Origin of the sequence: Mesorhizobium sp. M1334 (genome assembly GCF_040317995.1) — a bacterium.
Classification (GTDB): domain Bacteria; phylum Pseudomonadota; class Alphaproteobacteria; order Rhizobiales; family Rhizobiaceae; genus Mesorhizobium.
On the sequence record NZ_JAMYLM010000021.1, the window covers coordinates 37,607 to 63,677 of the forward strand.

General features: G+C 61.4%; 22 protein-coding genes and 2 pseudogenes. 8 read left to right on the forward strand and 16 right to left on the reverse strand.

What is annotated here, in order from left to right; translation table 11 throughout:
- Positions 1-139 precede the first annotated feature (139 nt).
- From NKH17_RS26405 to NKH17_RS26420, 4 genes are read right to left on the reverse strand one after another with little or no spacing between them, the layout of a single operon-like run.
- Positions 140-1,594, reverse strand: coding sequence for an aldehyde dehydrogenase family protein (locus tag NKH17_RS26405; protein ID WP_352899903.1), 1,455 nt, complete (start codon positions 1,592-1,594; stop codon positions 140-142).
- On the reverse strand, positions 1,591-2,865 hold the full coding sequence (locus NKH17_RS26410; RefSeq protein WP_352808172.1) for an NAD(P)/FAD-dependent oxidoreductase: 1,275 nt from the start codon (positions 2,863-2,865) through the stop codon (positions 1,591-1,593). Before NKH17_RS26410 ends, NKH17_RS26405 begins: the two co-directional genes overlap by 4 nt.
- A gap of 56 nt (positions 2,866-2,921) precedes the next feature.
- Positions 2,922-4,100 (reverse strand): alanine racemase, encoded by a 1,179-nt coding sequence (locus tag NKH17_RS26415; RefSeq protein WP_352808171.1) that lies wholly within the window; start codon positions 4,098-4,100, stop codon positions 2,922-2,924.
- A gap of 11 nt (positions 4,101-4,111) precedes the next feature.
- On the reverse strand, positions 4,112-5,074 hold the full coding sequence (locus tag NKH17_RS26420; protein WP_352808170.1) for a GNAT family N-acetyltransferase: 963 nt from the start codon (positions 5,072-5,074) through the stop codon (positions 4,112-4,114).
- Between the two features lie 129 nt (positions 5,075-5,203).
- Between NKH17_RS26420 and NKH17_RS26425 the strand changes: the two are divergent.
- Positions 5,204-6,141 (forward strand): annotated as a pseudogene (locus NKH17_RS26425) (ornithine cyclodeaminase family protein).
- Between the two features lie 130 nt (positions 6,142-6,271).
- Here the strand turns inward: NKH17_RS26425 and NKH17_RS26430 are convergent.
- The 6 genes and pseudogenes from NKH17_RS26430 to NKH17_RS26455 form a co-directional block, all read right to left on the reverse strand.
- Entirely contained in the window at positions 6,272-7,522 is a 1,251-nt protein-coding gene (locus tag NKH17_RS26430; protein ID WP_502895630.1) for an NAD(P)/FAD-dependent oxidoreductase, read from the reverse strand.
- A gap of 90 nt (positions 7,523-7,612) precedes the next feature.
- Complete coding sequence (locus NKH17_RS26435) at positions 7,613-8,491, reverse strand: ABC transporter permease (RefSeq protein ID WP_352808167.1); 879 nt, start codon at positions 8,489-8,491, stop codon at positions 7,613-7,615.
- A gap of 32 nt (positions 8,492-8,523) precedes the next feature.
- Positions 8,524-9,474: an ABC transporter permease gene (locus NKH17_RS26440; RefSeq protein WP_352507726.1), complete on the reverse strand. Its 951-nt coding sequence runs from the start codon at positions 9,472-9,474 to the stop codon at positions 8,524-8,526.
- 86 nt (positions 9,475-9,560) lie between these two features.
- A pseudogene (locus tag NKH17_RS26445) lies at positions 9,561-11,230 on the reverse strand (peptide ABC transporter substrate-binding protein).
- Positions 11,231-11,253: 23 nt separating this feature from the next.
- Entirely contained in the window at positions 11,254-12,918 is a 1,665-nt protein-coding gene (locus NKH17_RS26450; RefSeq protein ID WP_352899900.1) for an ABC transporter ATP-binding protein, read from the reverse strand.
- A 432-nt stretch (positions 12,919-13,350) separates the two neighbouring features.
- The gene (locus NKH17_RS26455; RefSeq protein ID WP_352507723.1) at positions 13,351-13,539 is read right to left on the reverse strand and encodes a hypothetical protein; all 189 of its coding nucleotides are present in this window, start codon (positions 13,537-13,539) and stop codon (positions 13,351-13,353) included.
- Positions 13,540-13,696: 157 nt separating this feature from the next.
- Here NKH17_RS26455 and NKH17_RS26460 point away from each other — a divergent pair, with 157 nt between their 5' ends.
- From NKH17_RS26460 to NKH17_RS26485, 6 genes are all read left to right on the forward strand, one after another.
- A complete protein-coding gene (locus tag NKH17_RS26460) occupies positions 13,697-15,022 on the forward strand; it encodes an NAD(P)/FAD-dependent oxidoreductase (protein WP_352808164.1) in 1,326 nt (441 codons plus the stop codon).
- Between the two features lie 82 nt (positions 15,023-15,104).
- Positions 15,105-16,178, forward strand: a complete 1,074-nt coding sequence (locus tag NKH17_RS26465) for a tartrate dehydrogenase (RefSeq protein WP_352808163.1) — start codon at positions 15,105-15,107, stop codon at positions 16,176-16,178.
- Positions 16,179-16,188: 10 nt separating this feature from the next.
- A complete protein-coding gene (locus NKH17_RS26470) occupies positions 16,189-16,665 on the forward strand; it encodes an Lrp/AsnC family transcriptional regulator (RefSeq protein WP_023718597.1) in 477 nt (158 codons plus the stop codon).
- 236 nt (positions 16,666-16,901) lie between these two features.
- Positions 16,902-17,222: a nucleotidyltransferase domain-containing protein gene (locus tag NKH17_RS26475; protein WP_352507720.1), complete on the forward strand. Its 321-nt coding sequence runs from the start codon at positions 16,902-16,904 to the stop codon at positions 17,220-17,222.
- Between the two features lie 104 nt (positions 17,223-17,326).
- On the forward strand, positions 17,327-17,695 hold the full coding sequence (locus NKH17_RS26480) for a ribonuclease toxin HepT-like protein (protein WP_352808162.1): 369 nt from the start codon (positions 17,327-17,329) through the stop codon (positions 17,693-17,695).
- A gap of 50 nt (positions 17,696-17,745) precedes the next feature.
- Positions 17,746-17,982, forward strand: coding sequence for an HVO_A0114 family putative DNA-binding protein (locus NKH17_RS26485; RefSeq protein WP_352972668.1), 237 nt, complete (start codon positions 17,746-17,748; stop codon positions 17,980-17,982).
- A gap of 272 nt (positions 17,983-18,254) precedes the next feature.
- Here NKH17_RS26485 and NKH17_RS26490 read toward each other — a convergent pair whose 3' ends face one another.
- Positions 18,255-19,631 carry an aspartate aminotransferase family protein gene (locus NKH17_RS26490; RefSeq protein ID WP_352808160.1) on the reverse strand — a complete coding sequence of 459 codons (1,377 nt, stop codon included), beginning with the start codon at positions 19,629-19,631 and terminating at the stop codon, positions 18,255-18,257.
- A gap of 430 nt (positions 19,632-20,061) precedes the next feature.
- Here NKH17_RS26490 and NKH17_RS26495 point away from each other — a divergent pair, with 430 nt between their 5' ends.
- Positions 20,062-20,751 (forward strand): haloacid dehalogenase type II, encoded by a 690-nt coding sequence (locus NKH17_RS26495; protein WP_352808159.1) that lies wholly within the window; start codon positions 20,062-20,064, stop codon positions 20,749-20,751.
- Between the two features lie 153 nt (positions 20,752-20,904).
- Here NKH17_RS26495 and NKH17_RS26500 read toward each other — a convergent pair whose 3' ends face one another.
- The 5 genes from NKH17_RS26500 to argE form a co-directional block, all read right to left on the reverse strand.
- On the reverse strand, positions 20,905-22,380 hold the full coding sequence (locus tag NKH17_RS26500) for an NAD-dependent succinate-semialdehyde dehydrogenase (RefSeq protein WP_352808158.1): 1,476 nt from the start codon (positions 22,378-22,380) through the stop codon (positions 20,905-20,907).
- A gap of 18 nt (positions 22,381-22,398) precedes the next feature.
- The gene (locus NKH17_RS26505; protein WP_352808157.1) at positions 22,399-23,442 is read right to left on the reverse strand and encodes a tartrate dehydrogenase; all 1,044 of its coding nucleotides are present in this window, start codon (positions 23,440-23,442) and stop codon (positions 22,399-22,401) included.
- Positions 23,443-23,613: 171 nt separating this feature from the next.
- Positions 23,614-23,970, reverse strand: coding sequence for a cupin domain-containing protein (locus NKH17_RS26510; protein ID WP_023678793.1), 357 nt, complete (start codon positions 23,968-23,970; stop codon positions 23,614-23,616).
- Positions 23,971-23,984: 14 nt separating this feature from the next.
- Positions 23,985-24,908: a 2-hydroxyacid dehydrogenase gene (locus NKH17_RS26515; RefSeq protein WP_352808156.1), complete on the reverse strand. Its 924-nt coding sequence runs from the start codon at positions 24,906-24,908 to the stop codon at positions 23,985-23,987.
- Positions 24,909-24,924: 16 nt separating this feature from the next.
- Positions 24,925-26,049, reverse strand: coding sequence for an acetylornithine deacetylase (gene argE / locus NKH17_RS26520; RefSeq protein ID WP_352808155.1), 1,125 nt, complete (start codon positions 26,047-26,049; stop codon positions 24,925-24,927).
- Between the last annotated feature and the right edge of the window lie 22 nt (positions 26,050-26,071).

The window sequence follows — 26,071 nt, forward strand, 5'->3', positions numbered from 1 at the left end:
TGGCTAGCGGCCTCCACCGGTTTCTCAGCAGATGGCTAGCGCGCTGCAGAGCCATGTCAAATTGCCAGGTACGTACGCGAGCCCGGTCCAGGCGCTCGGCTCGGCCCACGGGCGCCCCTGCGCTGGGCGAAGATGTCGCCTAGAAATAGCCGAGGATGGATTTTACCTCGAGATACTCCAACATGCCCTCGATCCCATATTCGCGTCCGTTTCCAGACTGCTTGAAACCGCCAAACGGGGCGTGCGGATCCCAGGCCGGGTAGTTGAGATGCACCTGACCGGAGCGGATCCGCGAGGCCACGTCCCTGACGGCGTCCAGATCCTGGCCCTGCACATGAGCCCCCAGACCGTAGACGGTGTCATTTGCGATGGTGACGGCCTCCTCGACTGTGTCGTAGGGGATGATGCAGAGAACTGGCCCGAAGACCTCTTCCTGGGCAATGCGCATGCTCGTGCGCACGTCGGAAAAGATGGTCGGCCTCACATAGAACCCGACGTTCAGATCGTGCGCACGACCCGGTCCGCCGGTGAGGAGCCTGGCGCCCTCAGAAATGCCGACGCCGATCATGGTTTGGATGCGGTCGAATTGGGCACGGTTTGCGATTGCACCATGAGTTGTGGCTTCGCAAAGAGGATCGCCAATGACAATCTGGGCTGCGGCCCTTTTGGCGATTGCCTCGATCTCGCAGAGCCGCGAGCGTGGCACGATCATGCGCGTCGGGGCGCTGCATGACTGGCCGAGATTGCGGAAGGCGGCGGATACGCCCAGAGAAACGGCGCGATCGAGATCTGCGTCCGGCAGGATCACGTTCGGCGACTTGCCGCCCAGCTCCTGCGCGACACGCTTGACAGTCGTCGCTGCCGCCTGGGCCACCGCAATGCCCGCGCGGGTGGACCCGGTAATGGAGATCATGTCGACATCCGGATGGGAGGCGAGACCCATACCCACGCCTGGACCATCACCTTGCAGGAGGTTGAAAACCCCGGCAGGGAAGCCGGCTTCCTCGATTGCCTCGGCGAATAGCAGGGCGTCCAAGGGAGAAAGCTCACTCGGCTTCAGCACGATCGTGCAGCCTGCAGCGAGCGCCGGCGAAACCTTGGCGGTGATCTGGTAAAGTGGCCAGTTCCACGGCGTGATCAAGGCGCATACACCGATCGGTTCGTGGGTGACGGCGGTTTGCCCCCGTTGCTTGACGAAGCGAAAGTCTGTCAGCACATCGCGAGCGACCTTAACATGCGTGATCGCCAGCGGCACCTGGGCGCTGCGCGCATAGCCGATCGCCGCGCCCATTTCGAGGCTCAGGCATTGAGCCAGCAGTTCGCCGCGCGCCTCGAGCAGCGCTTGCAGGCGACCGAGCAGACCCGCGCGGTCTTCTGGCGTGGTTCGACTCCAGGTGGCGAATGCCCGGCGGGCCGCTGCAACGGCCGCGTCAACGTCCTTGCCATTTCCAAGCGGAAACTGGCTCACAACCTCTTCTGTGGCGGGATTGACGACGACGCCCGTCGCGGTGCCGCTCGGCTCAACCCATTGACCGTCGATGAAGAACTTGTCCAGGTGGCCGTTGCGGGCCAGGTGTTCGAGAGGCGTCATCACCCTACAAGGTCCTTCATGCGGTAATAGGCGCCGACAATCGGCAGGAACCAGGGGCGCCCGAAATAACCGGGGATCGCTGGCCAGTCGAAATCCTTCCAGGGATTGAGCTCGGGGCGCCCGTCCATGACGTCGGCCATGATGGTGCCCATCAACGTCGACATCTGGGTCCCGTGTCCGCTATAGCCCATCGAGTAATAGATGCCATCGCGCTCTCCGGCGCGCGGCAAACGATCGCGGGTCATATCGACCATGCCGCCCCAGCAGTAGTCGATGCGGGTGCCGGCCAGTTCCGGAAAGACCTCGACCATCGCCGCCTTGAGTATCCGGCCGCTTTTTTCGTCCGATTGAGGGTTGGACACGGCAAAGCGCGCCCTCCCGCCGAACAGAAGGCGATTGTCCGGCGTGAGCCGCCAGTAGACAACGAGATTGCGCGTGTCGACGACATTGCGACGGGTCGGCATGAGGCGCTCGAGTTGCGAAGGCGACAGCGGCTCGGTCACGATCAGAAATGCGCCGACCGGGATCATGCGCCGGCGGATCCAGCCGAGCGGGCCAACCTGGGAAATGCCGCTTGCCAACAGGACCTGCCGCGCGACGATCTTGCCCTTTGGCGTCGTTACCTCATGCCCGCCTGAAACCTTTCGCATCGCAGTGACGGGCGAGCGTTCATGGACCTCTGCGCCACGCCGGGCAGCGGCGGTCGCGAGGCCCCGGACGAACCGGCCGACATGCATGGCCGCGCTCTTGGGAAAGAGCAGCCCGCCATGGTAGCGGTCGGTACCGACTTCGGTTCGCAGGTCCTCGCGCGCGATCATCCTGGTGTCGGGATCGACATTGGCAGCCAGTAGTTCCTGGCTGCGCGCCAGCATGTCGTAGTGCTCGGACTTGGCGGCAAGCTTGAGCTTGCCGACGCGGGAGAAGCTGCAGTCGATCTTCTCTTCCTGCACCAACCGCTCGACCATATCGACGCCGGCGTCGAAAGCCTTGTAGAGCGCATTTGCGGCAGGCTTGCCGTGCCTGCCAGCTATGATTGCATAGTTCTGGGCAAAGCCGTTGTTGCACATGCCGCCATTGCGGCCGGACGCGGCATTGCCGATCGTTTCGGCCTCCAACAGGCCAACCCGGGCGCCCTTTTTGGTAAGGGCCAGCGCGGCGGAGGAGCCGGTCAAGCCGCCGCCCACAATCGCCACGTCGTAGTGGCCTTCGAGCGGTTTGGACGACCCTTCATTGAACGGCTGAGACGTATCCAGCCAGTAAGAGGTAAACTTCATTTTCTTGACCACCAGTGCTGATTTGAGTGGGGCGACATCCGAGCCTAGTCGCGCGCCTACCAGCCGCGCATCCGCTCCCAACGTGCTTCAATCTTGGGGCTGGCCCCGTTGACGACGTTGTAGAAATCATGCTGGGCGGCCGTCGCACACGCATGGTTGGACAGAATCCGGACCCGAGTCCCGAGCGGCAGCTCGGGCATGGACTTTCCAGAACCGGCACGAATGGCGAGGATACCGTGTTCCTGGCTGGCCTGGGCCACGATCACATCTTCAAGCACCCGCCCCTTTTCGTCGCAGACCACGCCGTAACCCTGGTCGATCTGCTGGTTTGCGGTTCCCCGGTCGCGCGAAAGCGCCATCCATCCGGCGTCAACCAGCACCCATCCCTTTTCCGGCTTGGACCCGATCACCGTGGCCAATACGGAAATCGCGATGTCATCGAGTTCGCACACCCCAACGCCGTGCTGGACCAGGTCGAAGAACATGTAGACGCCGGCACGCAGCTCCGTGACCCCCTCAAGATTGCCGGCGAAATGCGCTGTCGGGGTCGAGCCGACGCTGACGATCGGGCAGGCATGGCCATGGGCGCGCAGGATTTCAGCGGCGCGCACCGTGGCTGACCGCTCGTTCTCGCCTGCCTTGACCAGCGCATCGGGCGTGTTCAAGCTATAGGATTCGCCTGCATGGGCGAGAACGCCGACCAGTTTGGCACTGGCCGCGACGACACTGCCGGCCACGTCGAGCAACTTCGGGTCGTCCGGCCTCAAGCCACCGCGATGGTCATCGCAGTCCAGTTCGATGAAAACAGATGGGGTCATACCGGTGGCTTCGCGGACGCTGGCCAGGGCATCGGCCTGCTCGACCGAATCGAGCAACAGCTTCACATCAGCGCCGGTGCGGCGACAAAGCTCCATGGCCCGCTTGGCCGAGGCCGGCGAGATGCCGACCGCATAGGTCATGTCTCGAAAGCCATGGCCCGCGAAATACTCCGCCTCGGCGATGGTCGAGACCGTGATCGGTCCGGGTTCGCGGTGAAACGCGTATCGGACAACATCAATGCTCTTGGCCGTCTTCATATGCGGGCGCAGCACCACGCCAAGCTTCCTGGCGCGCTCAGCCAAGCGCTGAATGTTGCGTCCGAGCCGCCCACGGTCGAGAAGCAGCGCCGGCGTGACCAAGGCGTCGATCGTCCTAGCCGTCTCGCTCACCGCCAGGCTTGCCGCCATCTTGTTCATAGTCTCGTTTCCTAAGTGAACGACTGGTTTGCCAACGCATACATATGGGCTGGCCCCTCGGCGACGGGTCGCTGTCCTTTGACCATGGCGGTCGCAGTGCCGGACCGCTGCAGGCCAAGGCTCGCAAGCCAGTCGCCCAATCCATCCTCGGCATAGACGTCGATGCGAACGAATTGATTGTGAAGCTTCGAAAGCTGGGCCAGGATCAGAAGCCGCGCGTCGTGGTCGCTCTCGGCTGCACAAGGGCCGACGACATAGCCGCGGCCAAACCTCCTGGCGACAGCGTAGCCTGCAATCCGTCCCCTGCGCTCAATGACCAATGCTTTGCCCACATCGGCGAGCGCAGCCACCATCGCCAGCCGGGGCATGCCCGTGGCCCGTTCGTCGAAGGCCTGGATTGCCGCGAGGTCGGAGGCTGTCGCTTGACGGATGTCGTCGCTGATACTCCGCGTCACGGCGACAGCCAGCGAGCCCTGGTGCTGAAGCACCGTGCCCCAGGCAGTGAAGCCGCGTCGCTTGTAGAGCGCCAGCCCCTCTTCGGTTGAGTTGAGCAGCAGGTTGCGACCGTGTGTCGCCTCAAGCAATCCATCAAAGAGCCGGGCCCCGTTGCCACCGCCTTGCGCGGAGCCAGTAACTATGATCATCCCGACCGAGGCATAGGACTGTCCGTAATTCCAGGACATGGCCGTGCCAATCACCTGTCCTGCCCGCTCAAGGACCAGGCCATTGCCGACCATCAGAGCAAATTCCCAATCCTCGTGACGGTAGGGCCAGGCCATCTCCTGCGACAGCTTCAGTGCGCCCGGCAAATGGCGGGTTTCCAATTCCATCAGCTCGATCGGGGCGCTGACGATATCTCTGTCATGCTCAAAGGCCATAAGGTGCAACGCTGTCAGTTGATCCAGAGTCGGATTGAAGTCGGATCTTAGGGTCGCGCCCGGCGGACAGATTTCGCTGCTGTTTTGCCCCGTCAAATCAGCGTTATTATTCGTTTTACGCAGTTCCTCGGCATGCCAAATCGTGCAAATCGGGCGAGGAATACCTGGTACCTTGAATCGCCACTTCGTGGTTGCCCGATCGGCGATGCCCAGGAGGAATTTTGGATGATCTACATCAGCGAAGAGGAGTCAGCCGCCCTCGTCACGCATGAACTTGCTTTCGAGGCGGCGCGCGAGGCTCTCGTGGCGGCAGCATCGCGGCAGAGCTGGGTCTTTCCGGCTGTTCTGGGGCGCACACAGGAGGTGACCAATACCTTCTCAATCAAATCCGGTTCGTCGGGCGAGCTGACCGGCGTGAAAATTGGCTCCTTCTGGTCGGGCAACCCGGCACGTGGCCTTCCCCGCCACAACTCGACCATCGTGCTGCTCGATCAGCATACAGGTCGGCTGGGTGCCGTAGTCGAGGCCGGGAAGGTCAACGCCTACAGGACGGCCGCCGCCGACGCGGTTGCGGCCGATCTTCTTGCGCGCAAGCAAGCCAAGGTTCTGGCGATCTTCGGGGCCGGCAACCAGGCGAGCTTCGAAGTGATGGCGCTGGCACGCATCCGCCCAATCGAAACAGTGCTGGTCGTGGCCCGGCCTTCGCCGCGGCGCGACGCTTTTGTCGATCGGATCGGCGAAAGGGGACTGAAGGCGCGCGCTGCCTTGCCGGAAGAAGCCGTGCGCACGGCCGACATCGTGGTGACGGCGACACCCGCACGCGAACCGCTGTTCGATGCCGCTTGGGTGGGACCCGGAACCCATATCGTCAGCATCGGGTCGGATGCTCCGGGCAACGCGAATTGCCGAGCGAATTGTTTCCCAAGGCACGTCTGTTTTGTGATTTGCTTTCCCAGTCCGTCCAGATCGGCGAGTTCCAACACGTGCGCGACGAGATCGACGCCGGCGTGCTTGTGGTAACACCAATCGGCGACGTTATTGAAAGGCGTGCGCTCGGACGCCGCTTCGACAATGAGATCACTGTCTTCGACAGTTCCGGCATCTCCCTGCAGGACCTCTACATGGCCGACGCGCTGATCCGCGCAAAGGCGTCCCACCGCTGATCAGTTTCGCACCAGGCCCCCAGTCCCGACGGATTTTTCGACACGGCAACAAGGTGGCGGCGCGTGATCCTGCAGTCGTATCAGCGGCGGGCGCCCCAAAGAGTTGCCCGCATGAACCACGGATCGGCGACTAGCGTCTGGCGCGCCAGAAGGCGATACGGTCCTGCAACCGATAGCCCTGGATAATCGCCGGCATGAACCACGGATTGCCACGATAGAGCGGGACGGCCGAAGGCGGTCGAAAGTCGAACGCAGTGCGCGACTGCGCGCCATGCCCCATCAACTTGTGGGCCGCACGCATGCCAATCCATGGCGCCCAGACCACGCCCGAACCGCAGAAGCCAGTTGCATAGACCACGCCGTCCTTCTCGAAGATGCGGGGCAGCATGTCTCGGTTCATCGCCACATTGCCGAACCAGCAATGCGAAAGGCGCACGTTCTCCAACTCTGGGAAAAGGTTCACCAGGCCCTTGCGAAGGAGAAGTTTCGGCGCCGCCGGATCGCCGACGCGGGAACTGTCACGGCCCCCCAGCAGGATACGTTTTCCGTCGGGCGAGGGACGATAATAGAAACCGAGTTGCCGGTTCTCGGTGACCGTCATCAGCTTCGGCATCAGTTGCGCCATGACATCGGGCGCAAGTTCCTCGGTGACGATGATCCGGCTGCGGACCGGAACCAGGCGGCGGCGCAGGAAGGGAGCAGCGCCGTCGGTATAGCCGTTGGTACAGACCAGAACCTGCCGTGCGTCCACCGTCCCCGCCGAAGTCGCGACACGGAACCCCGAACCGTTACTCTCGATCGACTTTACCACTGTATGCGAATGGACCGTCAACCCGGATGCGAGCGCCACCCGCAGGAGCTCAGCATGGAATTTTGCGGGGTGCAGCCCGCCAATGTCCATCCGAACGGTTCCGCCGCGGTAGAAGTCGGTGCCGATATAATTTCGCTGCTCGGCATGCGGAACCGCGTAGGACTCGATCCCCAGTTTCTTTGCCAGCGTCTCGGCGCCGCGCGCCATCTTCTCATACTGTTCATATCCGAAGGCGCCCTTGAATTGGCCAACCAGTCGGAAGTCGCAGTCGAGCCCTTCGGTCTTGATGAAGTCGTAGAGGAATTCGCGTGCGACCTTACCCTCGGCCTCGATCGCCATGGCCTTCTCTTCCCCGAAGCGCCGGGTGATCGTGGCATAGTCCGGCCGGATGCTCGCGCTCGTAATCCCGCCGTTGCGGGTGGAAGCACCCTCGCCCGGATTCATTGCGTCAAAAGCTGCGACCGAGCGTCCTTCGCGCGCCAGCACAAGCCCGGCCGAAAGACCGGCATAACCGGCGCCGACGATTGCCACGTCAAGCTTCTTTGCGAGGGGCTGCCGCGGCAGCGGCATGACGGGCGCTGCTTCCCACCAGTAGGGTGTGTTCTTGTCGGCGATATGAGGCTCTTGCACGGGGCTGACTTCTCCACGGTCGGTGAAACTTCAGATGTGGTCGTCTCGGACGTCGAGCGCATCACGCAGCCCGTCACCGATGAAGTTGAAACTGGTTACCGCGATCGTGATTGCAGCTCCGGGAATGATTGCCAGCCAGGGTGCGCTGCCCAGATATTGCTGAGCGCCATTGAGCATGTTGCCCCAGCTGGGCAGTGGCGGCTGGATCCCGTAGCCGAGGAAACTGATGTAGGCTTCCATGAGAATGGCGCGCGCGACCGTCAAGGTGGAAGCAACGATAATCGGCCCCATGGCGTTGGGCAGTATCTCGCGGAACATGATGTGGGTGCCACTCAATCCCAGCATTCGCCCGGCCAGGACGAACTCGCGTTCGCGTAACGAGCGGACTTCCGCTTCGACTATGCGGGCAACCTCCATCCAGCTGGTGAGGGCGATAATGACGGTGATCATCACAGGACTGGGCTTCAGTGCGGCAGCCAGCGCCAGCAGCAGAAAGATCGATGGGAATGACAGGAAACCATCGACCGTGCGCATCAGGGTGGCCCCGACCCAGCCGCCGCGATAGCCGGCAATTACGCCGACCAGCGTGCCGATGAGCGTCGATAAAACCATGGCAAAGAAACCCACCAGCAGCGAGATTCGTCCCGCCATCAAAAGCCTTGCCGCCAGGTCGCGGCCAAGCGGATCGGTACCTAGAAAGTGGTAGCCCGTCAGCGGAGGGGCAAAGCGGGCCCGCAGATCGATATACAGTGAGTCATAAGGCAGGAGATGGGGGCCGAGGACGCAGGCGAGGCTCAGGAAGATGATCATCGCCAACCCGAGCAGCGCCAAGCGATGACGCATGAAACGACGTGCCGCGCGGTTGTTACTCCATCGGCTTGGAGCTGCATTTGCGGTGAAAGCGGTCATATCGGCTGTCTCCTGTCGGGGAAGTTGCGCGCTCAAGCCAGGCGAATGCGCGGATCGACAATAGCGACGACAATGTCGGCGATCAGGTTTCCAAGCAGAACGAGGATGGCGGAGAACATCAGCAGCCCCATCACAACCGGATAGTCGCTGTAACCAAGGCTATCGAGGAACAACCGTCCCATTCCTGGCCAGGTAAAGACGGTTTCGGTCACGAGCGCGCCGGTAAGGACGCTGGGAAGCTGCATCCCGGCCAAGGTAATCATCGGCAAAAGTGCGTTGCCGACGACATGCTTCATCAAAATCCGGCGTTCACTCAACCCTTTGGCCCGGGCCGTCTTGACGAAGTCCTGGCTAATGGCGTCGAGAGTCGCCGTCCGCATGTAGCGGCTCCAGATCGCGACATGGACCAGCGACAGCACGATACTTGGCAGGATCAGATGGTGGAGATAGCCCAGGATCGAGGCATCGCCGATCTCGGACATATTGCCCGCGGGCAGCCAGCCCAGCTTCAGGGAAAAGACGTAGATGCCGACGAGTCCGAACCAGAAGGTGGGGACCGACAACGCGACCATGGCGCCGACAGTTGCAAGATAGTCGAACAGTGAGTAGCGGCGCGTGGCGCCGCGGATTCCGATCCAGGCGCCAATGGAGATTGCAATCACGGTTGAGGAACCCATCAGCAGCAGCGTGGCAAAGAGATGGCTGCCGATGACCTCCAAGACCGGCGCTCCGTCGCGGAAGGAGTGACCCCAGTCGCCCCGCACCAGCCGCCATGCCCAGTCCAGATATTGGATCCATATAGGGCGATCGAGGCCCAGCAGCCCCTTGAGACGCTCGATATCCTGCTGGGTCATTCCGGGATCAAGCCCGAATTGCGCCAGCGGGCCGCCGGGAAGGAGGTTCAAAATGCCGAAGCCGATGATCGAAACGATCACAAGCAGCACCAGGCTCTGCAAGAGGCGATTGAGCAGGAAGCCGCGCATTCGAGTCCCTCCATTGTGGGTTGATGATTTTGGTCTGTTGCCGCCGCCGCGGCGGAATCGGGCTGGGCGGCGGCAACTGCGTGGATCTAGGCCTTCCACTGCCAGGCCGCGGCATTCCACGACGCGGTGCGGGTGTTGGCGTTGGGCTCGAAGCCGTCCAGCCCTTTCTTGCGCCCGAGGACGATTGTGTACGCGAACAGCGGCAGGAAGGGCAGATCGTGGCGCACGACTTCCTGCACACGATTATAGATCGCGCGCCGTTCTTCCGGATCGAAGCTGCGAGCACCCTTTTCGAGCAGGGCATCGACCTCAGGATTGGAATATTGCCCGGTGTTCGAACCGTGTCCGCCTTGAGCGGCGATTGCCTTCGTATGGAGCCGGTTTGTGGCGTCGGGGTCCGCGGCAATCAGATAGGTGACGCCCACCATGGCGGTGTCGAATTGCGATTTCAGCCAGAACTCGCCCCACATGACTGCAGCCGGCAAATTCGAGATCGTCATCTCGACGCCGATCTCGGCAAACGTCTGCTGCAGGAACTGCTGCGTCTGCTCGCGCAGGTTGTTGCCGGAAGTTGTCGAGTTGGAGAAGGACAGTCGCACCCCATCCTTGGCGCGGATTCCATCCGGCCCCGGCACCCAGCCGGCCTCATCGAGGATTTGGCGCGCCCGGTCCAGATTGAACTCCTGAACCGGCAGTTTCGGGTCATAGTAGTAGGACTCCTTCGGCATGAAGGTCTCGGTGAGGGTACCCACGCCGTAATAGATCGTGTCGACAATCGCCTTCCTGTCCAACGCGGCGTAGAGCGCCTGGCGCACTGCCAGGTCCTTGAACTGCGGGCGGCCCAAATTGAGGTAGATCGACTCCAGGGATGCCCCTGTCTCCAGTGTCACCACGCGGTCCGGCAGTTCGCGGGCTTCAGTATAATGTCGGCGGTGATGAACGACTGATCGACCAGGTCCACGTCGCCGCTCTTGAACTGAGTGTAGAGCACGGTCATGTCGGGGATGTATTTGAAGATGAGCTGCTCGACATAGGGACCTTCGCCGGCGTACTCAGGATTGGCGACGAGCTCGATATGATCGCCCGCAACACGCTGGCCCCATTTGAATGCTCCGGTGCCGACCGGCGCCTGGTTGAACGCGGCTGTGTTCGGATCGGCTTCTTTCCCCAGAATGTGCTTGGGCACGATGAAGGTTTCGGCCAAGAACGAAAGATAGGGCGCGAAGGCCTCCTTCATCCGCCATGTGATCTCGGTGGGCGAAACCACTGTGATGTCCTGGACGAGCGAATGGCCGCTCGTGCGCCAAGCCCGAAACTTCGGGTTCGTGATGAGCTCAAGGGTGAATTTCACGTCTTCGGCCGTGAAGGGCTCACCGTCGTGCCAGCGTGCATTGTCACGCAACCGGATGCGCCAGTTGAGACCGTCCTCCGAAATGCCGCCGTTCTTTTGGCTTGGCACCTCGGCCGCGAGGTTTGGATGTAGGTCGCCTTGGGGATCCATGCGGACCAGCGCGTCGAAAACCGAGAAATGGATCGCGTCATCGACTTCGATATGCGCCATCAGCGGATTGAACACGGTCGGCTCTTGGGAGAGGCCGACGACGACGCGCCCGGCCGGCCCTGCAGGAGGGGTCTTGGCGAAGGCGGGCTTGCCCAACAGATTGGGCGCGATCAGGCCTGCAGCCCCACCTATCGCCATCAGGCGCAGCGCTTCGCGCCTCGAGTAGTTGGACGTAGTCGATGAATTTTTGGTCATGGTAGTTCCTCTCTTGTTATTTCTTATGCGTTTGCTGCTACTGGACGGGCATTGCCCGGCCGCTCTCCTGGAATCGCCGCTACCAGTTGGCGCGTGTAGGCTGCTTGCGGGTTCAGGAATATTTGCGAGGGCGGTCCGCGCTCGACGATCCGGCCCTTCTGCATCACTGCGATTTCGTCGCAGATCTGGCTGGCGACGCGCAGGTCGTGCGTGATGAAGACCATCGACACGCCCGTCTCGCGCTGGATCTGGTCCAGAAGCTGCAGGATCTGCGCCTGGATCGACACGTCGAGTGCGGAGACCGCCTCGTCGGCAATCAACAGCTTCGGCTTGAACATCAGCGCACGAGCGATGCCGATGCGCTGGCGTTGCCCACCCGAGAACTCGTGCGGGTAGCGGCCAAAAGCGCCGGCATCGAGACCGACATGGGCCAGAAGCGCACGCGCTTCATCGCGCGCTTGGACATAAGGCATCCCGTGCGCCAGCGGGCCTACCGTCATGATGTGACCGACCGTCGAGCGTGGGTTCAGAGAAGCGAAGGGATCCTGGAAGATCATCTGGATCCGCGGTCGAAGCGGGCGGAACTTCGCTTCGGAAAGCTTGGCTATGTCACAGCCCTCAAACAAGATCCCGCCGCCGTCACTGTCCAGCAGCTTGATCAGCAGCCGGCCCAGCGACGATTTCCCCGAACCGCTCTCGCCTACGACCCCAAGCGTGCGGCCGGGCGCCAGTTCGAACGAAACCTCGTTGACCGCTGTCACAGTCCGTTGCGCGCCGAACAGCGCGCTGCCACCGCGATAGGTCTTCACCAGACCCTCAACCTTCAGGATCGGCTCTTTGCTCGCAGCGTCCGGACGGGGGCGATCTTCGCCGGTCAAATGCGGTACGGCTGCAATCAGGCGCTGGGTATAAGGGTGCTTGGGCGACTTCAACACCTGCTCGGCGCTGCCTTGTTCGACGACATGGCCCTTTTCCATCACCACGACGCTGTCGGCGATCTCGGCCACCACGCCGAAATCGTGGGTGATGAACATCACGCTCATGCCCTTGCGCCGCTGAATGTCACGGATCAGTTGCAGGATCTGAGCCTGGGTGGTGACGTCGAGCCCGGTGGTCGGCTCATCCGCAATCAGCACCGTCGGCTCGAGCGCCAAGGCCATGGCGATCATGACGCGCTGCCGCTGCCCGCCCGAAAGCCGGAACGGGTACTGGTAATACATGAGTTCGGGATCTGGCAGGCCTACTTCAGTGAGCAGTTCGATTGCGCGGTTCCGACAGGTTTGTGGCGTGCCGAAGCCGTGCGCTGCCATGACCTCGTCAATCTGCGCGCCCACCGTCATCAGGGGATTCAGCGCTGAGAGCGGGTCCTGAAAGATCATCGACACGACCCGTCCACGCAGGTTGCGCAGCTTGTCTGGCGACATGCCAACGATGTTCATCCCTTCCAGCTGGATGACACCCGATGAGAGGCGGATCACCTTCGGCAGAAGCCCCATGATCGCGTTCGCCGTCACCGACTTACCCGATCCGGACTCGCCTATGATGCAAAGGATCTGGCCGCGTTTCAGATCGAAGGAAATGTCCTTGACAGCATGGGTCCGTTCCATGCCTTGCGGCAAATTCACTGTGAGGTCGCGCACCGAAAGCGCCACATCGTGGGGCGCTACAGCCTGGATGCTTGCGATCATCGAGATCACCTCCCCTTTCAACCGAGCGCGTCCACCCTGTTGCGGACCGCTTCATCGCCCTTTGAGCAGAAGCGCCTCACCCTAGCGGCCGTAGTCCGGCCTTCTCGGCGCTTCGCGCGCTGAGGCTGCGAGTGACGGGTTCTGCTCATCCTGGCGGTTCCCTTATGAAATCCGGTCCGTGTACCGGACTCAGTTTCCCTTTTCTTGGAGAACTCTCCGAGTGGGCAAGCCTTGCCTGTCGAATGTCCTCTAGAGCCTGCCTGCCAAAAGGAAGGGTTGCTCCGTTCTTGCAGCCAGTTTGACTGTTCTGTTTCCGCAGAGTCTTCGAAACTTGGCCCTCGGGCGGCAGGAACTTCTGAAAAGAACATCCAGTTCGGCATTTCACTCTGTTCCCGTTTCGGCGCGGAAACCGGGATCAGGCAACCATATCCTTCATTCGGCAATACGTGGCCATGAGGGATAGGACCAAAGATTTCCGGTGTACATCGACACCATTTGCGGGCCATGGCGCCCAAACGGATTGGTGACCGTGCGGCCCATCGCAATGTCGGCCAAGGCGCTGCCGATCAAGGTCGACGACTGCGCCGTATGCCGCCCATGCCGCAGATGACGTGACTGCATGAAATGTACTCCAGCTTGCCCACGCAGCGAGCTCTTAGCGCAATAATTGCCTGTCCTGGGGACTGCTAAACGCAGGAAATTCCGTCCAGGCACAAACTCCGCAGTCTGCCTCTGCGGGCGGCAGGTTAGGATGGTTCAAATTACCGGAGTCCCATCCATGCCCGCGCCGCTCATGCACATCGACTGCAGCCCTTCTCTCCCTCGCGAGGCGGACGTCGTCGTCATCGGCGGCGGGGTGGTGGGCGTGTTCAGCGCTTACTATCTGGCGCGCCGCGGCCTCAAGGTCACCCTGATCGAGAAGGGGCGTATTGCGGCCGAGCAGTCAAGCCGCAACTGGGGCTGGTGCCGCCAGCAGAACCGGGATGCGCGTGAGCTGCCGATGGCGACCAAGAGCCTCGACCTCTGGGAGAAGGTAGCACAGGAGACCGGCCAAGACACCGGCTTTCGCCGCTGCGGGCTCCTCTATCTCTCACAGGACGAAAATGAGCTGGCAGGCTGGGCAAAGTGGCGCGATTTTGCGAGAACGGTCGGCGTCACCACGCACATGCTGAGCGCGGAAGAAGCCACCGAACGGGGCAGAGCGACGCGCCGCAAATGGAAAGGTGGCGTGTTCTCGCCAGCCGACGGAACGGCGGACCCTTCCAAGGCAGTGCCGGTTGCGGCGCGCGGCATCATGGCGGCGGGAGGCACCGTTCATCAGCACTGCGCGGCGCGCGGGCTGGAATTGAGCGCCGGCCGGGTGAGCGCTGTCGTGACCGAAGCGGGTAGCATCCGGACAAAGACCGTGGTCATGGCCGGGGGCGCGTGGGCTTCTTCCTTCTGCAACCAGCTTGGTATGCGTTTTCCGCAAGCTGCCGTGCGTCAGTCCATTCTGGCCGTGGCGCCAGGCGCAAACGGTCTGCCAGATGCCCTGCATACCGCTCGCATCTCCCTGACGCGGCGCAGCAACGGTGGATACACGCTGGCGATCAGCGGGCGGGCGCGTGTCGATCCAACGCCGCAACAGTTCAGGTTCAGCCGCGAGTTTGTACCTATGTTCGCCCGCCGCTGGCGCAATCTCGCCCCGGGCGCCTTCGAGGGCTGGCGTCAGGGCCACGAAAGCCTGCGCAAATGGACCCTCGACGACATCACGCCAATGGAACGGAACCGGATTCTCGACCCGAAGCCCGACATGGGGCAGATTCGGCTGACATATCGGAGAGCCTGCGAATTGATCCCCGAACTCCAACGGGTCGCGATCTCCGATGTGTGGGCGGGTTATATCGACAGTACACCCGACGGCATTCCCGCAGTCGGCGAAGTGGAGGGGATTCCGGGCTTCATCCTGGCGGCGGGATTCAGCGGTCACGGCTTCGGGATTGGCCCCGGCGCGGGGCATATGATCGCCGACATCATCACAGGCAGCGAGCCTATTGTCGATCCGCGTCCTTATAGGCCCGAGCGTCTGAAGACCGCTGCGTGGGGCAAGGTCGCTGAATTCTGAGAGGACCGTCTTGCCAAGGTACAATCGGTCGCACACGAGATTGAGGCACGATGCGGCCAGCACCAAAAACAGGGAAGTAACGATGCGCGAATATGAGATTGCCGCCATTCCTGCCGACGGGATCGGGCCAGAGGTCATTGCCGCAGGTCTCCAGGCGCTTGAGGCGCTGCAGCAGCGCTGCGGCGACTTCAAGCTGCGCGTCCAGCACTTCGACTGGGGCTCGGACTACTACAAGGCCCATGGTCGGATGATGCCCGAAGATGGCGTGGCGCAACTGAAGCGCTTCGACGCCATCTTCTTTGGCGCGGTAGGCGCTCCCGACCTGCCCGACGATATCACGCTCTGGGGCCTCCGGCTGCCGATTTGCCAAGGCTTTGATCAATACGCGAACGTGCGGCCGACAAGAATATTGCCCGGGATCGTTTCTCCGCTGGCGGGTGTTGGCCCTGGCGATCTGGATTGGGTGATCGTGCGGGAGAATTCCGAGGGCGAGTATTCGGGCCACGGCGGCCGCGCCCATCGCGGCTTCCCCGAGGAGGTCGGAACCGAGGTCGCGATCTTCACGCGCGTCGGCGTCACCCGCATCATCCGCTATGCATTCCGGCTGGCGCAGTCACGGCCGCGAAAGCTCCTGACCGTGGTTACGAAATCCAACGCTCAGCGTCACGGCATGGTAATGCGGGACGAAATCGCAGCGGAGGTGGCGCAAGAGTTCCCTGACGTCGCGTGGGACAAGATGCTAGTCGATGCTATGACAGTGCGTATGACGTTGAAACCTCGGAGCCTCGATACGATCGTCGCCACCAATCTTCACGCCGACATATTGTCGGACCTTGCAGGCGCGCTCGCGGGCAGTCTCGGCGTTGCACCGACCGCCAACATTGATCCCGAGCGGCGCTATCCCTCGATGTTCGAGCCAATTCACGGCTCGGCATTCGACATCGCCGGCAAGGGTCTTGCCAACCCGGTCGCCACCTTCTGGACCGCTGCCCAGATGCTCGAACATCTGGGCGAGAGCGCAGCGGCCGTGCGGTTGATGAGCGCTGTGGAAACGGTGACGAGTGAAGGCGTGCTGACGCCGGACGTGGGAGGGACAGCGACCACGCAGGGAGTGACGGACGCCGTCTGCCGAGCGATCCGCGGTTCGAACATGTGACAGGTTTCCAATGAAGCTCGACAAGATCGACATCAAGATCTTATCCCAACTGCAAAAGAACGGGCGAGTCACGAATGTCGAGCTTGCCGACCTCGTCAACCTTTCGCCGAGCCCTTGCCTGATGCGGGTGAAGAAGCTTCAGGCGGAAGGCTTCATCACCGGCTATTCCGCCCAGATCGATGTGTCCAAGCTCGGACAGACTCTAACGATCTTCACCGAAGTCACGCTCAAGCACCATCAACAGAACGACTTCGCGAGATTTCTCACCGCTATTCAGAAAGTCGATTCTGTCATCGAATGCCATCTGGTGTCAGGCGGTTACGACTATCTTGTGAAGTTTGTCACAGCAGGCATCAGCGAGTACCAGACGATTATGGAGCGCATGATCGAATTGGATATCGGAATCGACAAATATTTCAGCTTCGTCGTGCTGAAGTCACCGATCGTGAAATCCCATTTGCCTCTCGACATCATTTTCGACAAATGAGAAGGCAGCTCCGGCTCCGTCCTCAAGCGGCGGGCGCTCGTGCCAAGCTCCATCTTGTTGCGCGCGGCATTTGTCGAATGACGATGTCCACGTTTCGGGTGAGGCCGTCATTGCCACTCGCCTGTCGTCAAATGGCCTGAATATGAATGATGTATAGGCAGGTAGCGCGCACAGCTTGCGGAGTTGCGACAATCTCGCCTCGGGTCACAGTTGGAGCAAAGGCAACAGGCGAAAAGATGAACAAGATTGACACTTTGATCCACCGAAGAGCTGACGATCGCCGGATGACTGCGCAAGCCTGTGTATCGCGTATTCTCCGGAACGCCAAAGCCCGCGGCGTCGATATCTCTGTTGTCGGATCCCTCGCGAAAAACCGTTTCCGCGTCCACTCTGACGTAGATCTGCTGGTGCACGGACGCACTGATCCGGCGCGCCGGGCCATGGTAGAGCGCTTGGTCGCAGACCAGCTTCGGGGAACGAACATTCCTTATGACCTGATCTTTGCCTCAGACGTTTCGTCCGAACGAGTGCAGGAATTGCTTAATGGCAGCGTTTAAGCATCCGGCGTTCGCAAAACTGTCGCCAAAAATCGACCGCGCTGCGAAGGAACTGCAGCAAGCGAGGAATATCTGGCGAATCGGAGTGAGCTGTCACTCGGCGAATGGGGCGCGATCGCAGCAGTTCGCTGGGAGTCCACAATGTCTACAACAGCATCGAGGACATCCTGCTCAGCCTCTCCAACGACATAGACGGCCTCGTTCCCCAAGGGCCTACGATGCACCAGGACGTGCTCGATCAGATGTCGGCGGAAATTGCAGGCATCCGGCCGGCTGTGCTCGACCCCGAGCTTTATCAGTCCTTGAGTGAGTTACACGGATTCCGTCACCTGGTGAGGCATCGGTACGGTTTTGACCTGAAAACCGACAAGGTCCAGGAAAGCCTCGACAGGGTAAAAGAGGCATTTCCGTCTTTCCTCGAGGCCATTGTTTACTTGGAAACCTCTTACTTAGGAAAACACGCACGACAGTGATGGCGGCGGCGACGGTTCAGGAGGCCGGGCATCTGGTGGTCCCTGAACCAATGGCTCAGTCGTGTGCGCCGGAAGAGATTCTGCGGGCGTTGACCCCTGAGAATTGTCGGCTGGTGGCGCTGATCCATCGGTATCGACCGCAAAGCATCACGGAGCTGTGCAGGTTGGCGGCGCGTCCGCAGCCGAACGTATCCCGCTCCTTGGCGGCCCTTGAGCGGGCGGGAATTGTCTCAATGGCGGGCTCCAGGCCGAAGAGCCGTGCAACGAGTCACGACCGACCTCGCTGAGCTTCAGCGTGGCCGATGCGAGGTCGACGATTCGTGGAGACAAATCGCCCGACCATCATCTTTGCTGCGCGATGGGTGACAGGGGCAAAAGTCGATCAGTGGGTGCGCCGCTGACCAGGTTTGGCAAGTGGCGGACGTGAAGCCTCGGTGACGGCGAGCCAAGCGTTCGTACAACGGAGAAAGAAGCGTCTGGGCTGATACTTAGGCCGGGACACATGCGAGAGACCCGGGCGGCATGAGTTTAGCCCTGGTCAATGCAATGCGCCCGCTGATCATGGCTTCATCGCTGCCCGCACATCCTTATCTTCGAGGGTTTGGTCCAGCGTCATCCGCGTGCGTTCGACGATTCGATCAATATCGTCCTCGGTGCAGCAGAGCGGCGGCGCAAAGCCGAGGATGCCGCTGTTGAAGGCACGGACGACAAGGCCGTTTGCCCACGCGCGCTCGAAGATGCGGCGCCCCGGATCGGCCGCCGCCGGCAGCGGTGTCTTGCGTGCCTTGTCGGTGACCAACTCGATTGCTGCCAGCATGCCGCGACCGCGAATGTCGCCAACCAGCGGGTGGTCGGCGAGCGAGCGAAGGCCTTCCATCAACCGCTTCCCCACCTTCCGCCCATTCTCGAGCAGGCCATCTTCATAGAGACGCAGGCATTCGAGCCCGACGGCCGCGCTCACGGGATGGGCCGAATAAGTATAGCCATGGCCGACAGCCGCCTTGCCGGCTCCGTCCGCGATCGTATTGTACACATGGTCCGACATGAAGACGGCGCCCATCGGCACGTAGCCCGAGGTCAGTCCCTTCGCCGTGGTCATGAAATCCGGCACGACCTCGTCTTCCTCACAGGCGAAGAGAGGGCCTGTGCGGCCAAAGGCAGTGATAACTTCGTCGGCAATGAACAGGATGTCGTGTTCCTTGCACACGGCGTGCAGAGCCTTCAGCCAACCTGTCGGTGGAACGAGGACACCGCCCGAACCCTGGATTGGTTCGGCGTAGAAGGCCGCAACGCGGCCCGCGCCGAGTTCTGCAATTTTGGCCCGCAGGGCCGCGACCGATGCGCCGATGATCGCCTGCGGATCGGAACCGACCGGATTGCGATAGGCGTAGTGCGAGGGAATCTTGTGCTGCCAGTCGTAAGGCACGCCGAAACCCGCGTGAAAAGCCGGGATCGCGGTCAGACCTGACCCTGCCGTCGAGGATCCATGGTAGCCCTGCTCCACCGAGATGAACTGGTCCTTTTGCGGCGTACCCTTGGCATGGTAGTAATAGCGAATGAAGCGGATCGTACTGTCGACCGCGTCGGAGCCGCCAAGCGTGAAATAGACATGGTTCAAATCGCCGGGCGCCAGCTCGGCAAGCCTGGCAGCAAGGCGAATGGCAGGCTCGGATCCGAGCCCGAAATATCCCGTCGCATAGGGAAGCTCTCTTAGCTGCTTTGCCGCTGCTTCAATGACGCTTTCCTGGCCATATCCGATATTTACACACCATAGACCGGCGAATCCGTCCAGCAGGGTTTTCCCGCTTGCATCGGTCACGGTTGCGCCTTTGGCGGATTTGAGCACCCGCACGCCCGTCTCCTCGTGGCTCCGATAGCATGAAAACGGGTGAACCAGATGTGCGCGATCGAGTTCGATCAGTGAGTTTGCCAGCATTTGCTTCCTCCGATTCAGCGTAGTGCCTGCCTTACGAGAGCGTAAGTCCGGTGTGGTGCGGTTTCGTCCTTCAGCTCGTTTTCCAGCGTGATCTGCTGCGCGGTCACGGTTCATTTCGGGCCTGAATTCGCCTAGGCCGAAGATAGCCCGCCGCGGGCAGCAGTTCCTCCCGACCAGAACCTGAGCGATGGGCGTTTTGAGTTTCCTTTGTCGCCGGCGCCGCATCTTATGCCGACGCACGGCTGAAGGATCGCGCTCCCGCCGAAGCTCGAAACGAACTCAGGCGCAACTCTCTGCCAAAGCTCTCACGCAATACAAAACAATCTGCTTCAGGGCGCATCGAATGCGGCGACTAGTCTTCTGCGGTCCTCATTATGATCCTTGCTGTTAAAGGCACGCGGTGCCGACAGGATTGGAAGGATCGACGCCTATGACCCAGTTCAGACCGAAATACATCACCTTCGACTGCTATGGTACGCTGACCAACTTCGACATGGCCGGTGCGGCGAGACGCGTTTTCGGCGCGCAGCTCTCCCCGGCTGGGATGGCGCAGTTCATCAAGGATTTCTCGGCCTATCGCCTCGACGAGGTTCTTGGCGCCTGGAAGCCGTACGGCGAGGTCGTGCACAATTCCGTGGAACGGACCTGCAAGCGCAGCGGCGTCGCATTCCGGCCCGAAGATGCCCAGCGCATCTATGCGGAAGTGCCGACGTGGGGTCCGCACCCGGATGTACCGGCGGGCCTGGCCAAGGTCGCCAAGGAGATTCCGCTGGTGATCCTGTCGAACTCCATGAAGAGCCTGATCCTGTCGAATGTGGAAAAGCTCGGCGCACCCTTTCACATGGTCATCACGGCTGAGGAGACCGGCGCCTACAAGCCCCAGATGAAGGGCTTCGAATATATGCTCGAGAAGCTAGGCTGCGGCCCGGAGGACATCACACATGTGTCGTCTTCATTCCGCTACGATCTCATGACGGCTTATGATCTTGGCATCAAGAGCAAGGTCTGGGTGAACCGCGGCCATGAACCTGCGAACCCCTTCTACGAATATACCGAAATCAAGGATATCGGCGGTCTGGCCGGCGCCGTCGGGCTGGAGCCTGTTCGGGAATTCGCCTGAACTTTGTTTGCTGGCGCAGTCGCACCAGACTGAGGCGCTCCCAGAACGTTAATAGTCATTGGTCGCGATAGAGAAAGGGGCGGTTTTCACCGCCCCTTTCTTGTGGTTCCAACGCTTTAGAGCTGCAAGTGTTTCCACCTGCGTGCAAGATAACTAGTTAAGCCCGCCAACATGAAGCGCCTTGACCTCGAGATATTCCTCGATGCCGAGCTGCGATCCTTCGCGCCCCACTCCTGACTGCTTGACTCCGCCGAAAGGCGCAACCTCGGTAGAGATCATGCCTGTGTTGAGCCCGACCATACCGAACTCCAGCGCCTCGGCAACACGCCATGAGCGCTTGAGGTTGTCGGTGTAGAAGTAGGCGGCAAGGCCGAACGGCGTACCGTTCGCAATGGCGATGGCCTCTTCCTCCGTCTCGAAGCGAAAAAGCGGCGCCACTGGACCGAACGTCTCTTCCGATGCCAGGAGCATCCCCGCAGTAGCTTCTCCCAGCACGACGGGCCGTGCATATTGCTTACCCTCCGGCATAGTCTCGCTTTGGGCGATGATCTGCGCACCTTTCGCCTGAGCATCGGCGATGTGACGCTCGATCTTGTCGATCGCGGCTGCGTTGATCATCGGGCCGATCTCAGTGCCCTCATCGGTCCCTGCGCCAACCTTCATCCGCGTGACGAGCCGGCTCAGCTTTTCGGCGAAAGCGTCGTAAACGCCTTCCTGCACAAGAATCCGGTTCGCGCAGACGCAGGTTTGACCGCCATTGCGGAACTTGGATGCGATCACCCCTTCAACTGCCTTATCCAGATCGGCGTCATCAAAGACGATAAAGGGTGCGTTGCCGCCAAGCTCCAGGCTCAGCCGCTTGATGCTATCGGAAGCGCCACGCATGAGCAGCGCACCGACGCGGGTCGAACCGGTGAACGAAATCTTGCGCACCGTCTGATTGGCCATCAGTTCGTTGCCGATTTCGACGGGCATGCCGGTCACAATGTTGATCACGCCTGCAGGGATACCTGCCCGTTCCGCCAGAACGCCGAGCGCCAGCGCCGAGAATGGCGTAAATTCCGACGGCTTGATGACAACCGTACAACCTGCGGCCAGCGCCGGTGCTACTTTGCGTGCGATCATCGCGTTGGGGAAATTCCACGGCGTGATGATGGCGCAGACACCGACGGGTTCTTTCAGCACCAGAATGCGGCGATCGGCCGTGGGTGACGGAATGGTCGAGCCACCGATCCGGCGCGCCTCCTCCGCAAACCATTTCACAAAAGATGCGCCGTAGCGGATTTCTGCTAACGCCTCGGCAAGCGGCTTGCCCTGTTCCAGCGTCAGCAGGAGCGCGAGATCCTGTTCGTGCTGGCGGATGAGGTCGTGCCAGCGTTCCAGAAATCCTGCACGCTCGGCATGCGTCCTTTTCTTCCAGCCTTTGAAGGCCTCGGCCGCGGCATCGATTGCCGCTCTCGTCTCGTTCTCCCCCATTGCGGGAACGGTGCCGAGAACACTTTGGCTGGCCGGGTCAACGACATCGACCACGCCCTTCGTTTCCGCATCCCGCCAGACACCGCCAATCAGCGCCTGCTGGCGAAAAAGGTCGGAGTCGTTGAACATGCCAATCTTCGTCATCGCATTCATGGTCTTTCCTCTGCCCTTTCAGCTTAACCCTGCCAGCACGGCCTGCATGATCGTTTCAGTCCTGTCCTTGCCTGCGATCGTGCCAATCCCCCGCGCGGTTGCGGACTCGATTGCCGACATCACTTCCGCCGCAGCCTGCCCCTCGCCCAGATGCTCGAGCATCATGGCACCGGACCAGATCGCGGCGATCGGATTGGCGACGCCGAGATGCGCGATGTCGGGCGCCGAACCATGGACCGGCTCAAACATGGAAGGCACGCTGCGATCGGGATTGATATTGGCGGAGGCGGCGTAACCCAGCCCTCCCTGAATGGCCGCTCCAATATCGGTGAGGATGTCGCCGAAAAGGTTCGATGCGACGATTACGTCGAGGCTTTCCGGCGCCAGGACCATACGGGCGGCAATGGCGTCGATGTGGTAGTGCGAGACCTCCACATCGGCATAGTCTTTCGCCACCTCGCGCGTGACCTCATCCCAGAAAACCATGGAGTGTTTCTGCGCGTTGGATTTGGTGACAGATGCGAGCTTCTTGCGACGCGCCCGCGCCTGTTCGAAACCGAAACGGATGATCCGTTCGACACCCGCACGCGTGAAGATCGCAGTCTCAACCGCGACCTCATCGGCCGTGCCGGAATGAACGCGCCCACCGGCGCCGGAATATTCGCCTTCCGTATTCTCGCGGATGCACAGGATATCGAAACCATCGGAGCGGAGGGGCCCCTGAACGCCCGGCAACAGCCGGTGCGGTCGTATGTTGGCGTACTGCGTGAAGCCTTTCCGGATCGGCAGGAGCAGTCCGTGAAGCGATACTGAGTCGGGCACTCCCGCGGACCAGCCCACAGCGCCGAGATAGATCGCATCGAATTTTCGGAGTGTATCGATGCCGTCTGACGGCATCATTGCACCCGTCTCCAGGTAGTAGGCGCACGACCACGGGAATCTTGTGTCATCAAGCACGAAACCGCCCTGCTTAGCCGCCGCCTGCAGCACCTGCCATGCCGCCTGCGTCACGTCCTTGCCGATGCCGTCGCCGGGGATCAGCGCTATCTTGTAGGTCTTCATGGATGGAGGTCCTCATTCGCACTGGCGTCACTGGAACAGTAGTCGACCGCCCGCCGCATTTTCCGTCGAGGTTGATGCCTCCGACGGCGTCGAATCGCGTCAGGCGGAACCTGGAAAGCCGATTGTTCTGGAACCGCCGCGCGCTATTCGGCCGGACCTTGACCACTGAACTCAGTCATAAACGCAGACGTAGATCTTGCGCACGGTCTCGATCGTGCGCCAGACGCCGACGAAACCGGGTTTCATCACGAAACTGTCGCCGGCGCGGTAAGTCTTGGTCTCACCGCCCTTCTCCTCGATTTCGACGAGACCCGAAACGATATGGCAGAACTCGTAGATAGTGCCCTTGATCGAATGCGTCTCGCCGGGCGTCGCCTCCCAGACGCCGGTCAGAACCTTCTCACCTTTCGAGGCATCCTGCGCCCAGGTCTTGAAGGATGGATTGCCCGAAATGAGCCGCTCCGGAGCCGGTAATGCCTCCTTCGGCGCGAAGTCTGGAACTGTGTCGATCGTGATCAGAAGTGACATGTGATGTTTCCTTGTTAGTAGCCGAGTGTCCGATCGACGAGGCCGATCAGTTCTTCTCCGGCGCGGTGGCGCCGAATGTTGTCGACGACGGATTGTGCCGCCGTATGCGGTTGCGTCACCGAGGCGATGTGCGGCGTTATCATCACCTTCGGATGCGACCACAGCGGATGGTTTTCCGGGAGCGGTTCTGGATCGGTGACATCAAGCATCGCCGCAGATACGTGACCGGTGTCGAGCGCGTCGATCAGCGCGGTCTGGTCCAGTTGCGGACCCCTGCCGACATGCAGCAGCTGCGCCCCGGCGGGCAGTAAGTGGAAGAACTCCGCATCGAGCATGCCGTGCGTTTGTTCCGTGAGCGGGAGCAGGCAGACGAGAATATCCGTTTGCTTCAGAAAGCCCGCGAGTTGGTCCGTGCCGTGAAAGCAGGCGACGTCCTCGATCCGCTTTTCGCTGCGGCTCCACCCGGCAAGCTGAAACTGGAACGGCTTCAAGCGCTCGATAGCCGCGCGGGCCAGCATGCCAAGGCCGAGAAAGCCAACCCGGCGTTCGGCCGCCTGTCGAGCGGCAATCGGTTTCCACAAGCACTTTTTCTGCTGCTCAAGATAGGCGGGCATCTCGCGGTGGAGCGCCAACACGCCGAGCGCAACGTATTCCTGCATCATGCGTATGATGCCGTTCTCGACCATGCGCACAAGCTTCACATGGCTTGGCACTACGTCCTGCTTGAACTGGTCGACGCCCGCGCCGATGGAAAACAGCACTTCCAGATTGCGGTAGCGCGAGATCTCGTCCGGCGCCGTCCAGGTGATGAGATACCGCACCTTCTCCGGCTCCATCTCATCTCCGGAATGGAAGAATTCCAGATCCGGGAGCTCGCGCGCGAATATCTCGCGGAAGACCGCAGCACGCGCCGCATCGGAATTGAAAAGAAACGCCATGGCGACCGCCCTTCCTTCAGGCCGCAAGACGCGCGCCAAGCCCCTCGATCATCTTCCGGCAAGCGGCGAGTTCACCGATCTCGATATACTCATTGGGACGATGGGCACGGCCGATATCGCCAGGACCGCAAATGATCGCGTCGATGCCGGCCTGCTGGTAAAGCCCGGCCTCCGTGCCGAAGCTGACGGCCGTGAGCGGCTCCTGCCCCGTCAGCTCGGTCAGAACGGCCGCTAGCGCGCTCCCGTTCGCGGGCGCGAGGGCGGGATAGGTACTCAACTCGTGCCACGCCACATCGAAGCCGCTGTCTCGCAGGGCGAAAAGCCGGGTCTTGACAGGCTCAAGCAGGGAGGCTGGAGAAACGCCGGGCACGGCGCGCACCTCGATATCGGCTGTGCAGTGGCCAGGGATGATGTTGACCGCCTGTCCACCGGCGATGACGCCCACCTGCAAGGAAGAATATGGGGGCTCGAAATTTTCATCGAGCGGCCCGTCGGCGAGGGATTGGCCGTAGGCTACGGCGTTCGCGATGACGCCGACCATGGCGTGCACAGCGTTGAGTCCGAGATCGGGGCGTGAGGAATGGCCGGATCGCCCGGTCACCTCGAGCCGCGCGGCGGCCTTCCCCTTGTGCGCGCGCACAGGCTGCATCCGGCTCGGCTCGCCGACAATCGCGCCAAGCGGCCTCTCGCATAAGCTCGGCAACGCGGCCAGGAGATGCGGCACACCACGGCACCCCGCCTCTTCGTCATAGGAGAATGCGAGATGAATTGGCTGCCGCAGGTTCATCGCCGCAAGTCCTGGGAGCGCCGCCAATGTGCAGGCGAGGAAGCCCTTCATGTCGGTGGTGCCGCGGCCGTATAGCCTGCCGCCCTCTCCGCGCAGGACGAACGGATCCGAGCTCCATTCCGGCTCGCCGGCCGGCACGACATCCATATGTCCGGAGATGATGTAGCCCCGACCCTGGCGCGGGCCGATCGTCACGAAGAGGTTGGATCGGTCGCCCTCGGGACCGGGCAGAACCGTCACCTCGGCTCCGGCTGCCTGACAGTAGTCGCGCATCCAATCGACGATCGCGCGGTTTGGCGTGCCCACAACAGAGGGAAATCCAATCAGCGTCGCGAGGATTTCTTCCACGTTCATGGCGGTCCGCTCTAATCGCACA

What these genes read in the sequence shown, in the direction of transcription:
- NKH17_RS26455 (WP_352507723.1), bottom strand. Translation starts at nt 13,539, where the DNA reads ATGCAGTCACGTCATCTGCGGCATGGGCGGCATACGGCGCAGTCGTCG.
- argE (WP_352808155.1), bottom strand. Translation starts at nt 26,049, where the DNA reads ATGAACGTGGAAGAAATCCTCGCGACGCTGATTGGATTTCCCTCTGTT.
- NKH17_RS26480 (WP_352808162.1), top strand. Translation starts at nt 17,327, where the DNA reads ATGGGGCGCGATCGCAGCAGTTCGCTGGGAGTCCACAATGTCTACAAC.
- NKH17_RS26415 (WP_352808171.1), bottom strand. Translation starts at nt 4,100, where the DNA reads ATGAACAAGATGGCGGCAAGCCTGGCGGTGAGCGAGACGGCTAGGACG.
- NKH17_RS26430 (WP_502895630.1), bottom strand. Translation starts at nt 7,522, where the DNA reads ATGCCGCTGCCGCGGCAGCCCCTCGCAAAGAAGCTTGACGTGGCAATC.
- NKH17_RS26470 (WP_023718597.1), top strand. Translation starts at nt 16,189, where the DNA reads ATGAAGCTCGACAAGATCGACATCAAGATCTTATCCCAACTGCAAAAG.
- NKH17_RS26500 (WP_352808158.1), bottom strand. Translation starts at nt 22,380, where the DNA reads ATGAATGCGATGACGAAGATTGGCATGTTCAACGACTCCGACCTTTTT.
- NKH17_RS26490 (WP_352808160.1), bottom strand. Translation starts at nt 19,631, where the DNA reads ATGCTGGCAAACTCACTGATCGAACTCGATCGCGCACATCTGGTTCAC.
- NKH17_RS26450 (WP_352899900.1), bottom strand. Translation starts at nt 12,918, where the DNA reads ATGATCGCAAGCATCCAGGCTGTAGCGCCCCACGATGTGGCGCTTTCG.
- NKH17_RS26505 (WP_352808157.1), bottom strand. Translation starts at nt 23,442, where the DNA reads ATGAAGACCTACAAGATAGCGCTGATCCCCGGCGACGGCATCGGCAAG.
- NKH17_RS26460 (WP_352808164.1), top strand. Translation starts at nt 13,697, where the DNA reads ATGCCCGCGCCGCTCATGCACATCGACTGCAGCCCTTCTCTCCCTCGC.
- NKH17_RS26440 (WP_352507726.1), bottom strand. Translation starts at nt 9,474, where the DNA reads ATGCGCGGCTTCCTGCTCAATCGCCTCTTGCAGAGCCTGGTGCTGCTT.
- NKH17_RS26495 (WP_352808159.1), top strand. Translation starts at nt 20,062, where the DNA reads ATGACCCAGTTCAGACCGAAATACATCACCTTCGACTGCTATGGTACG.
- NKH17_RS26435 (WP_352808167.1), bottom strand. Translation starts at nt 8,491, where the DNA reads ATGACCGCTTTCACCGCAAATGCAGCTCCAAGCCGATGGAGTAACAAC.
- NKH17_RS26475 (WP_352507720.1), top strand. Translation starts at nt 16,902, where the DNA reads ATGAACAAGATTGACACTTTGATCCACCGAAGAGCTGACGATCGCCGG.
- NKH17_RS26485 (WP_352972668.1), top strand. Translation starts at nt 17,746, where the DNA reads ATGGCTCAGTCGTGTGCGCCGGAAGAGATTCTGCGGGCGTTGACCCCT.
- NKH17_RS26510 (WP_023678793.1), bottom strand. Translation starts at nt 23,970, where the DNA reads ATGTCACTTCTGATCACGATCGACACAGTTCCAGACTTCGCGCCGAAG.
- NKH17_RS26515 (WP_352808156.1), bottom strand. Translation starts at nt 24,908, where the DNA reads ATGGCGTTTCTTTTCAATTCCGATGCGGCGCGTGCTGCGGTCTTCCGC.
- NKH17_RS26465 (WP_352808163.1), top strand. Translation starts at nt 15,105, where the DNA reads ATGCGCGAATATGAGATTGCCGCCATTCCTGCCGACGGGATCGGGCCA.
- NKH17_RS26410 (WP_352808172.1), bottom strand. Translation starts at nt 2,865, where the DNA reads ATGAAGTTTACCTCTTACTGGCTGGATACGTCTCAGCCGTTCAATGAA.